Raw genomic sequence first — 10,901 nt, forward strand, 5'->3', positions numbered from 1 at the left:
GGTCATTTTATACATGTTTAACTGCCTCCAGGTGCAAGGGTTTTGAACGAATTCTTATAAAAGGCCTTGCACCTATATTCGACATAATACGATCAAATTCCTTGTCAGTATTGGATTTTTTGTTTGTTCAGCAGTCCCTACATAGCTATAAACATAATGGCCAGCTGCATCGTGTATGGGAAGAAACGCTTGTACTGAAAAGGACGGCCATGATGGTCATTGGTGCAAATGATAAAACACGGGTGGAAGAAAGTGATGGACGGACATGGATAACGAGAGAACCCGCCATCTGTTATTTTCATTCAGACTATTGGTTTAATATCATTGCCATGCTGCGTACAGACGGTATTTATTATTATTGCAATATCAGTTCGCCATTCATTTTTGATAAGGGCGTCTTGAAATACATTGATTATGACCTCGATATCAAAGTATATCCGGATATGACGTTTGATTTGCTTGATGAGGACGAGTATGAAACACATAAAAGTCAAATGAATTATCCTGACGCCCTGGATCGTATTTTGTACCGCCATATGGATTATCTGACAGGCTGGATCAGACAGCGGAAAGGCCCTTTTTCAGGGGAATTCATTGATCAATGGTATGAACGGTATTTAACGTACAATAGACGCGATTCAATTAATTGATTCACCATATGGAATGGCTTTATAATTTAATAAGTGTCGAAGTGACTGGTCCTTGTTACTGCGGTAGCAGGGTTTTTCTTTGCAGCGTGCCAGGATTTGGTGAATTTCCGATTTTCAGCAAGCTATTATACAATAAGGATGCGAAATTATGAGCAGTATTAAACAATATTTGCAGTTCGTCAAACCATATAAATGGAAAATTTTAATAACGGTTTTTGTCGGTATTCTGAAATTCGGCATTCCGCTATTGATCCCATTGATTTTAAAGTATGTGATCGACAATATTATCAATGCGGATGATTTGGCAGAAGCAGCTAAACTCGAGCATTTATTTTGGGTGATGGGTAGCGCCTTTATCATTTTCCTGATTTTGCGTCCGCCGATTGAATACTTTCGACAGTATTTGGCACAATGGGTTGGAAACACCATCCTGTATGATGTCAGGGATAAGCTGTTTGATCATATCCAAAAACTGAGCCTAAGATTTTATTCTCAGACAAAAACCGGGGAAATTATTTCCCGGGTAATACATGATGTCGAACAGACGAAGAATTTTGTTGTGACCGGACTCATGAATATTTGGCTGGACATGATCACCATCCTGATCGCAATCGGCATTATGCTGACAATGGATGTCGGGCTGACAATTGTCGCTATTATTTTGTTCCCGATATTTGGCTTCTGTGTCAGATATTTTTATGGCAGACTGCGCAGATTAACACGGGAACGTTCGCAGTCGCTTGCGGAAGTACAGGGGCATTTACATGAACGTGTCCAGGGCATTCCGGTGACGAGAAGTTTTGCACTGGAAGATTATGAACAGGGGCAATTTGATGTACGGAATGCCAACTTTTTGCAAAAAGCACTCAATCATACAGACTGGAACGCCAAAACGTTTGCGGTGATGAATACGATTACCGATCTGGCACCGTTATTGGTGATCGCGTTTGCTGGCTATCAGGTGATTCAGGGGAACGTAACGATTGGGACAATGGTTGCCTTTACCGGGTATATGGAACGGGTCTACAGTCCACTGCGCCGGCTGATCAGCTCTTCAACCGTTCTGACCCAGTCGATTGCATCGATTGACCGTGTGTTTGAGTTGATGAATGAGTCGTATGATATTGTCGACAAACCGGATGCTGAAAGGCTCGACCACGTTGACGGCAACATCGATATCGATCATGTGTCGTTCAAGTATGAAGATGAGGAAGCAGAAGTCCTGCATGATGTCTCTCTAAATGTTAAAAGCGGTGAAACAATTGCATTTGTCGGCATGAGCGGCGGCGGTAAATCAACACTAATCAGCCTTATTCCTAGGTTTTATGATGTCACAAGCGGCTCAATCAAAGTGGACGGCACAGATATTCGCGATGTAAAAGCCCGTTCATTGCGAGATAACATTGGCATGGTTTTGCAGGACAATATCCTGTTCAGTGAGTCGATCGCCATGAACATCCGAATGGGCAAACCCGATGCGACTGATGAAGAAGTGGTCGCTGCTGCTAAAGCGGCAAATGCCCATGATTTTATTCAGGAACTGCAGGATGGTTATGATACGCTCGTCGGTGAACGGGGTGTTAAACTTTCCGGCGGGCAAAAGCAGCGGATTGCCATAGCAAGAGTGTTTTTGAAAAATCCGCCGATCCTGATTTTTGATGAAGCGACATCAGCACTCGACCTGGAAAGTGAGCACATTATCCAGGAAGCGATGGAACGCCTTGCTTCCGATCGGACGACATTTATCGTAGCACACCGTTTGGCTACGATTACCCATGCTGATCGAATTGTCCACATTGAAGATGGTGAAATTAAGGAAGTTGGTTCCCATAATGAACTGATGGCACGAAAAGGCCACTATTATGATTTGTATCAAGTACAGAATTTGGATGACCATGGCTAAATGGCAAAAAAACACGCCTTCATGTATGATTTGGGGGGTGTTTTTTGTTTTCTTGAAGGGGGATTTAACGGGTGTTTAATTTTTTGATGGCTATTCAAAATCTTCAACCTGACAGGATAAATTTAGCGTGAGCGGCCTGAACTCAAACGACAACGGTTTGAACGCGAGCGGGAGCGGCTAAACTCAAACTAGAGCGGCCAAAACCCCAGCGACGACAGTACTAACTCAAGTGACAGTAATCGCAACTCAAGCACAGGCGCATCCAAATAGACGACACCTTTTTAGCATTAGCTCAATTGTAGTTGTAACACAAAAAATACACCCTCCAATCAAGGAGCGTGCATTTAATAGTTATTTCGCCATAGTTGCAAATGCCTTACCGACAGCTTCAATGGTTGCATCAATATCTGCTTCAGTATGTTCGGTCGTCAGAAACCATGCTTCGAATTTTGATGGCGCCAGATTGATGCCCTGCTCAAGCATCAGCCGGAAAAACCGGGCGAATGCTTCACCATCACTGGATTCAGCCTGTTCATAATTTTCTACAGTATCACCACCGAAGAAAACAGTAAGGGCACCGCATACACGGTTGACAGAAATTGGGATTCCTGCTTCGGATGCTTTAGCCAAAATGCCGTTTTCAAGGCGCTCACCAAGCCGGTCAAGCTTGTCATAAACACCGTCTTCTCCCAATACTTCCAGACATGCAATGCCTGCTGACATCGATGCTGGGTTTCCGGCCATGGTTCCAGCCTGATAAGCAGGGCCAAGTGGTGCAACTTGTTCCATAATATCCTGACGTCCGCCATAAGCACCAATCGGTAATCCGCCACCGATGATTTTGCCAATTGCCGTCATATCAGGCTCAACGCCATAAATCTGTTGCGCACTGCCATATGTGAATCGGAATGCCGTGATGACTTCATCATAAATTACCAGCGCTCCCGCATTATGAGCGGTATCGTTTACGCCTTGCAGGAACCCTTCATTTGGTTTGACAATGCCAAAGTTGCCGACAATTGGTTCGACAAGCACGGCTGCTACCTGATCACCCCATCGGTCCATTGCTTGCCGGAATGTGTCCAGGTCATTAAAAGGAACGGTAATGACATCTTCAGCAATCGACTGCGGAATCCCTGCTGAATCAGGTGTGCCCAATGTTGCCGGTCCGGAACCTGCTTCAACGAGAACCGAATCAAAATGCCCGTGATAACTGCCGGAAAATTTGATGACTTTGTTTCGCCCGGTATAAGCGCGGGCAACCCGGACTGTTGTCATAACTGCTTCAGTCCCTGAATTGGTGAACCGTACTTTTTCCAATGAAGGTATGGCTTCTTTCAGCATTTTAGCAAATGTATTTTCAAGTTTTGTCGGTGTACCATACAAAACCCCATTGTTGGCAGCATGTGTGATGGCTTCAGCGATATGCGGATGGCCATGGCCGGTGATGATGGGACCGAATGCACCCAAATAATCAATATATTTATTGCCGTCAACGTCCCAGAAATAAGCACCTTTGGCTCTATCCATGTAAACCGGTGCGCCCCCGCCGACGCCTTTATAGGCTCTTGATGGTGAATTCACGCCGCCGACAATATGGTCAAGCGCTTCTTCGTGCAATGCTTTTGATGTTGAAAAATCCATTCATAATGCCTCCCAAAATGATTACATTAAATCCAATTATGATTATACCGCATTGGACTGATTACGAAAAATAAATGGCAATTCAGGAGTTGGATGAGCATATGAATGAAACAGGGCGGGGATAGTATGGACATCATTTCATGGGTTGTTATCATTGTGATTACGATTATCGTGACGATTAGCATCGTTGACTTTATCCGGAGCGGCAGATTTCGTGGTAATATACAAATGCGGGACAGCCGTTTCTCTGCTGAGCTTTTTTATACATTGCTGATCATCTACCTCATCGTTATTTTCGGGTTCGGGCTCATTTATTTTGTGCTGTCGATGAACCATGTTTTACTGGTTGAGCATGGTGAACTGCGGGAAGTCAGTGTGATTGGATCATTAATCCATTCATTTTACTTCAGCGGTGTCACGCTGTTGACGATTGGCTACGGGGACATTATACCGGTTGGTATCGGAAGACTCATTGCGCTTGTTCAGGCATTGATCGGTTACGTGCTGCCGACTGCATTTGTATTAAGGCTGGTGCAGTCCAATCAGCAGAATAGAGACAGAAAGAAGGATATGCTATAGTGGAGGACAAGGGTGTTCAAAGTGAGGCCACGCTCTTTTTGAGCACATTATAACCGACATTTTCTATTATGGAGGGATATCGATGCGTACAGAAGCAGGAAAACAAGCACCAGAATTCACTTTGCCGAATCAGAACGGTGAACAGGTGAACTTGTCAGATTTTCGCGGTCAGTATGTTGTCCTCTATTTTTATCCAAAAGATATGACACCAGGCTGCACTAATGAAGCATGTGACTTCCGGGATAACAAGGAAAAATTCAGTGATCTTGATGCAGTCATCGTTGGCGTAAGCCCTGACCCGGTCGAAAGTCACCAGAAATTTATTGACAAACACGACCTGCCATTTATGCTTTTGGCGGATGAAGATCACCAAGTGGCTGAGGATTACGGTGTCTGGAATGGAGGCATTGAACGCTCCACTTTCATCATTGATCCGGAAGGCACTTTGCAGAAAGTATTCCGCAAAGTGAAAGTGGACGGACATGTCGAAGAAGCACTTGAATTTCTGCGCGAAGCCAGTTGATGAAACGAGGCAGTCCATATCCGGGTGGGCTGCCTCATTTTATTGTAGGCGGGACAAAGGGTCGGGACAAAGGGTCAGACCCTTTGTCCCGTTTCTTGTTATACATGCTCTGACTTCCGAATAGAATGAATTGACTATACAAAAGCGGGGGTGTACTGTCATGGAGGTTCGTGAGTCTGTCCGATTGCGTTCTTATGGCAGGAGAAACAACTTTTATTTGACGGTCAAAAGGTTGATGGATGTTCTGATAAGCTTGTTCGGTTTATGCATTCTATTACCTCTTATGGTCTGGATCAGTTACCAAATCATGAAAAAAGACGGAAGACCGGTGTTTTTCCGTCAAGCCCATGTTGGAAAAGGGCACCGTGAATTTATCATGTTGACATTCCGCACGATGACAAACGCCTCTAAAGTCATTCGTGCCCTCCCGCCACATCCTTTTCCGGAAAATTGGGCAAATGGTGTACCGGATGCATTTTATTTCACCCGAAATCCGCAGCAGATGGTGACCGGGTCAGGAAAGTGGATCAAAAAATATCATCTTGAAAAGCTCCCTGCACTCATAAACATCTTAAAAGGGGACATGAGTCTTGTCGGTCCAAGTCCGGAAATACCGGAAATTGCCGATCACTATAATCGCCATCAGGCACAACGGTTGCGCATGAAACCGGGGCTGACCGGTCTAGCTCAGATTCACGATCATCATCATCAAAACCACGGAAAGAAAGTCATGGATGATTTGCATTATATCAATGATTGTTCAGCTAAACTTGATATAAAAATCCTTTACCGCACATTAAAGCGCCTTGTGAACTAATGGCATTTTCATGTGAAAACGTTTAAAATAGAATTGAGAAAAAGGGGGGATTGCTTTTGAACATCCTTTTTTCAGCAAAAGTATCGGAAAAACACCGGACAAGACTTCGTGAACATTATCCCGATGTGACGTTCACTTTTTGCAAAAACATGGATGAGGCCCAAACACACATCGACAGAGCGGAAATTCTAGTGACATTCGGAGAGGATCTGACAACTGAACTGATCAGTCAGGCGTCACAATTGAAATGGATTATGGTGCTGTCCGCGGGCATTGATAAAATGCCATTTGACGCAATCAGTGATCGGCAAATTCTGGTGACGAATGCAAGGGGCATCCATAAGTATCCGATGGCGGAGTATGCGATTTCCATGCTGCTGCAAGTCAACCGTCAGGCTAAACAACTGATGGAAAATGAACAGGCAAATAAATGGGATCGCTCCGTACGCATGCAGGAAATAACGGGAAAAACAATCCTTATTGCCGGAACCGGTTCGATTGGTCAAGAAGTGGCACGGCTTGCTAACGCATTCCGGATGAAGGTGTATGGTGTTAACAGAAGTGGGCAACCTGTTGAATATTTTGACCAGGTTGCCAAGCAGAACGCGTTTGAAACTTTATTGCCTGAAGCTGATTTTGTCGTATCGGTCCTGCCGAGCACACGGGAAACAAAAGACTTTTACACATATGACCATTTCCGGAAAATGCCGGAACATGCTGTGTTTTTAAACATGGGCCGCGGCGATGTGGTGTCTGGAGAAGTGATTTTAAAAGCAGTACGCGAGGGAGAAATTGCCCACGCGGTACTGGATGTTTTTGAAGAAGAGCCGCTTCCGGAAGATCACCCATTCTGGGAAGAAGAAAATGTAACGGTAACACCGCATTTATCGGGCGTGTCACCATATTATCAGAGACGGGCGCTTGAGATATTTGAACAGAACCTGCAAACGTATTTGGACGGTGGAACGGATTATGTAAATAAAATGGATGTGACAAGGGGGTATTAAAATGCGAATTTATACCAGAAAAGGTGATCAAGGACAGACATCATTAATCCATGGACAACGGGTACCGAAAAATGATCTGCGCGTGGAGGCATATGGTACATGTGACGAAGCAAATTCGGTGATCGGATTGGCGCTCAGTTTTCTTGATAAGGAAGAATGGTCAGAAAAGGATGCGTTCCTGGACCAAGTGCACCGCGTCCAGACAATTTTATTTCATGTAGGAGCAGAACTTGCGACACCAAACGATAAGGAAGTGACCTGGAAACTGAAGCAAAAACATATTGATGAACTTGAGAAACAGATGGATGTCTGGGACAAGCATTTGGAAATGCTGCGGAACTTTATTCTGCCATCGGGTCATTCGGCATCAAGTGCGCTGCATATGGCCCGAACGGTTACGAGGCGAGCAGAACGCACTGTGACAGCCTTGAATGAACAGGAAGAAGTCAATCCGCTTGTTATTTCCTATTTGAACAGGCTGTCTGACTTCTTGTTTGTTGCAGCAAGGTATGTCAATCAATCCCTTGGCGGAACGGAAATACCACTAAAAGCAGATGTTTAATGAAGAAAAGGAGTGATTATCAAAATATGGTATCGCTCCTTTTGTAACATCAGGAGACGCCGATCTGAAGGGTGAAACCTCGGTACTGGCAGTAACTTGAAACATATTCCGGGTATGTTCCAAAATTCAGGATTAATAATATTAATAAGTCAGCAATATACTTATATTGACAGAGCCCTGAGCTAACGGGTAAACTTAAATTATAAGAATTATAATATAATAATACAGCTTTAAATCGAATCAATATTGAAAGTGGGGTGCATGACGGTGTCTGAAGATCATAAACTGCAGGAAGCAATCGAAACACTCAGAAACTCTGGTGTACGTATTACACCACAACGTCATGCGGTACTCGAGTATCTTATCAGCTCGATGGTCCACCCGACTGCCGATGACATATACAAAGCCCTTGAAGGAAAATTTCCTAACATGAGTGTGGCAACGGTGTATAACAATTTGCGTGTTTTGCGCGAAATCGGTCTTGTTCGGGAATTGACCTATGGTGACTCGTCCAGCCGTTTTGACTATAAATCAAGTGAGCATTATCATATCATTTGTGAGGAATGCGGGAAGATTGTGGATTTCCATTATCCAACGTTGGATGAAGTCGAATCATTGGCTGAACAAGTCACAGGATTTGATGTCAGCCATCACCGGATGGAGATTTATGGTAAATGCGAAGATTGCCAAAAACTTGCAGCACAACAGCATTAATGGCTTCAATGGCGTATTCCATTAAAAAATCCAGGCTGTTTTGAGATTAGACAGACTGGATTTTTTTATGTTTGTCCCGTATGTAACGGGTAGTAACCTCCCAAAAACGGGAGCTAGCTGCCCGTAAATGTCCGATTCGGTCAGCGGGGAAAAGCGCCCTGCTGAACGTAGTTTCGCTTTATCCCGCATATAATGGTCAGTAATCCGCCAAAATACGGCGGCTAACTGACCTTAAATGTCCGATTCTGCTCAACTAACAGTCAGTGGAGAAAAGCGCTCCACTGACTGAAGTTTCGCTTTATCCCGCATATAATGGTCAGTAATCCGCCAAAATACGGCGGCTAACTGACCTTAAATGTCCGATTCTGCTCAACTAACAGTCAGTGGAGAAAAGCGTTCCACTGACTGAAGTTTCGCTTTATTGATCTTGTTTCATTTTTTCTTTGGCTTCATTCCGGAATTTCCGTTTGTTGTATCTTTCATCAAATTCCAAGCCTTCCAAATCTTTATCAAGTGTCAGCGGCTGTTTGCAGTGCATGCAGGCGTCTACTTTACCGAGCATTTTTGTCGGTTTTTCACAGCTTGGACAAATAATTGGAACAGCTTTTGTTGATAACATCCCGATCCAGAAGTAAACGACACAGCTTAGCAGAATAAATAAAAGGCCGAGCAGGAATAATGTCAGCATCAGCCATTCAATTTTTTTGGCCAGAAGTCCTCCATACATGACGCCAAATCCGATAAAAATCAGAATCAGCGCAAACGAACGGATTTTATTTATTTTACTGGTATAAACCAATTTTTCCGCCATGAATAGTCCTCCTTGTTGTGTTACAAGGACAGTATAGCATATTTTACAGGAATTTCGATTATAGAAAAAGGATTTCACAAAATCATAACGAATTATATACATGATTGAAGGTAATGGAGGATTTGTACAATGGAAGATTTATTACGTCCGATTTATCAGGAGCGCGCGAGCAACCCAAGTACATTAGGTATCATTTTAATTGAAAGAAAGAAACCGAACAGCCCGATCACCGATAATTTTGATGTGGTTTTGCTTATTATTGTCAGGAGCTTAGAGACTGATTGGCAAGAAAAACATTATGAATTATATAATGGCAAAACAGCTGTCATGCATACGATAACTGAAGATCTGCTCAGGCGATGGATTGATACAAGCGGATATCGGAAAGCGGTCGAGTGGATTATAGCAGGAAAAACGATTTTTGACCGGAATGAGTATATTTCCCGCTTGAAAGAACAGTTAAGAAGTTTTCCGCATGAGAAAAGGGACTTAAGGAAAGCAATGGAATTCGGGAAATTGATCAAAAGTTATACTGATGTAAAAGATCTTTACATATCGGAACAATATAAAGATGCTTATACAAGGATGATACATTCGCTTCATTATTTGGCAAGGCTTGCGATTATAGAAAAAGGCTATTATCCGGAAGTGACATTATGGAACCAGGTGAAGAAAATCGATCCTGAAGTCTATAAACTATATGATGAATTGATCAGAAGTAATGAGGAGATAGCTAAACGTGTGGAATTAATGATACTTGCAGCGGATTTTGCCATCAGCAGAAAAGCAAAAGTGTCGGCAAAGCACTTGTTGGATATAATGGAGACAAAAAATGGAGCTTGGTCTTACGAGGAGATCAAGCAGAACGCCAATGTTCAACCATATGAATTGGATCTGAATGCGATGCTCAATTATCTGACTGAAAAAGGGATTCTTGCTGCAGTCAGAATTGATACGAAGGGTGAAGGTGTTTATGAGCGTAAATACCGGGTTAACCGGCCGTAGCGTATTCCGGTATTGCGGTATGGTTTTTTGCCGTTCAATGCGGGAGAGGTAAAAGTGAGACCATTCCCCCTATTTCCTGAAAAAAATCTGACAGGTGAGGTCCGGGAAAATGCCTTAGCGGGTCCCAGGTTAAAGAAAACTGGAATTGTCATCTTCCTTCATGCGAAAATATACCCACTGTATGCAGTGATTGCGGGAAGCAAAACGTTTGTCTTACCAGTCTTCGTCCGATGTTTTGAATTTCTTCAAAAATCGTGTTGACTTTCATGTTAATGCATGGTACATTAATATGCGTCGCAAAAATTCCTGATGAATTTTGAGCGATTAAAAAACAAAAATTTTCCTCTTGCTAAACATGAGGTTTTCGTGTTAAATTAAACATCGTTGCCTTGGATCTGGCAACGAATCCTTTCGAAAAAAGTTGTTGACTTTACTTTTGAAAGATGATACACTAATAAAGTCGCTTTCAAGAGGCGGCAGCAATTTTGCTCCTTGAAAACTGAACAAAACAACCAGTATGCAAGAGATGTCAGTGGTAAGAGGCTGAAAGTCGGAACGTTGATTTCGACGGCAGGCCAATGAAACCCTGGAATCAATTTTTAAAGCAAGCCATGAATGAGATTGATCGGTGTCAATCTTGATTCAAACTTTATTGGAGAGTTTGATCTTGGCTCAGGACGAACGCT

11 protein-coding genes are annotated in these 10,901 nt (G+C 43.3%); 9 read left to right on the forward strand and 2 right to left on the reverse strand.

From position 1 onward, the window contains the following. Positions 1–110: 110 nt before the first annotated feature. Both ntdP and VK080_RS13480 read left to right on the forward strand, forming a co-directional pair. Positions 111–650, forward strand: coding sequence for a nucleoside tri-diphosphate phosphatase (ntdP, locus tag VK080_RS13475; protein ID WP_324225297.1), 540 nt, complete (start codon positions 111–113; stop codon positions 648–650). 148 nt (positions 651–798) lie between these two features. Then, the gene (locus VK080_RS13480) at positions 799–2,553 is read left to right on the forward strand and encodes an ABC transporter ATP-binding protein (protein ID WP_324225287.1); all 1,755 of its coding nucleotides are present in this window, start codon (positions 799–801) and stop codon (positions 2,551–2,553) included. Between the two features lie 351 nt (positions 2,554–2,904). On the opposite strand, the gene VK080_RS13485 is transcribed toward VK080_RS13480, so the two are convergent. Further along, positions 2,905–4,197: a glutamate-1-semialdehyde 2,1-aminomutase gene (locus VK080_RS13485; RefSeq protein WP_324225288.1), complete on the reverse strand. Its 1,293-nt coding sequence runs from the start codon at positions 4,195–4,197 to the stop codon at positions 2,905–2,907. Positions 4,198–4,302: 105 nt separating this feature from the next. Between VK080_RS13485 and VK080_RS13490 the strand changes: the two genes are divergently transcribed. From VK080_RS13490 to perR, 6 genes are all read left to right on the forward strand, one after another. Next, entirely contained in the window at positions 4,303–4,776 is a 474-nt protein-coding gene (locus VK080_RS13490; protein ID WP_324225289.1) for a potassium channel family protein, read from the forward strand. An 82-nt stretch (positions 4,777–4,858) separates the two neighbouring features. Beyond that, positions 4,859–5,299, forward strand: coding sequence for a thioredoxin-dependent thiol peroxidase (gene bcp / locus VK080_RS13495; RefSeq protein WP_324225290.1), 441 nt, complete (start codon positions 4,859–4,861; stop codon positions 5,297–5,299). A 160-nt stretch (positions 5,300–5,459) separates the two neighbouring features. After that, complete coding sequence (locus VK080_RS13500) at positions 5,460–6,116, forward strand: sugar transferase (protein WP_324225291.1); 657 nt, start codon at positions 5,460–5,462, stop codon at positions 6,114–6,116. A gap of 56 nt (positions 6,117–6,172) precedes the next feature. Then, a complete protein-coding gene (locus VK080_RS13505; RefSeq protein ID WP_324225292.1) occupies positions 6,173–7,123 on the forward strand; it encodes a D-2-hydroxyacid dehydrogenase in 951 nt (316 codons plus the stop codon). A gap of 1 nt (position 7,124) precedes the next feature. Beyond that, positions 7,125–7,685 carry a cob(I)yrinic acid a,c-diamide adenosyltransferase gene (locus VK080_RS13510; RefSeq protein WP_324225293.1) on the forward strand — a complete coding sequence of 187 codons (561 nt, stop codon included), beginning with the start codon at positions 7,125–7,127 and terminating at the stop codon, positions 7,683–7,685. Between the two features lie 261 nt (positions 7,686–7,946). Further along, a complete protein-coding gene (perR, locus tag VK080_RS13515) occupies positions 7,947–8,399 on the forward strand; it encodes a peroxide-responsive transcriptional repressor PerR (RefSeq protein ID WP_324225294.1) in 453 nt (150 codons plus the stop codon). Between the two features lie 418 nt (positions 8,400–8,817). Here the strand turns inward: perR and VK080_RS13520 are convergent, their stop codons facing one another. Then, positions 8,818–9,210 (reverse strand): DUF2614 family zinc ribbon-containing protein, encoded by a 393-nt coding sequence (locus tag VK080_RS13520; protein ID WP_324225295.1) that lies wholly within the window; start codon positions 9,208–9,210, stop codon positions 8,818–8,820. 129 nt (positions 9,211–9,339) lie between these two features. On the opposite strand from VK080_RS13520, the gene VK080_RS13525 reads away from it, so the two are divergent. After that, positions 9,340–10,215, forward strand: coding sequence for a nucleotidyltransferase-like protein (locus VK080_RS13525; RefSeq protein WP_324225296.1), 876 nt, complete (start codon positions 9,340–9,342; stop codon positions 10,213–10,215). The last annotated feature ends 686 nt before the right edge of the window (positions 10,216–10,901 follow it).

It is taken from the genome of Lentibacillus sp. (assembly GCF_035301925.1).
GTDB lineage: Bacteria > Bacillota > Bacilli > Bacillales > Amphibacillaceae > Lentibacillus.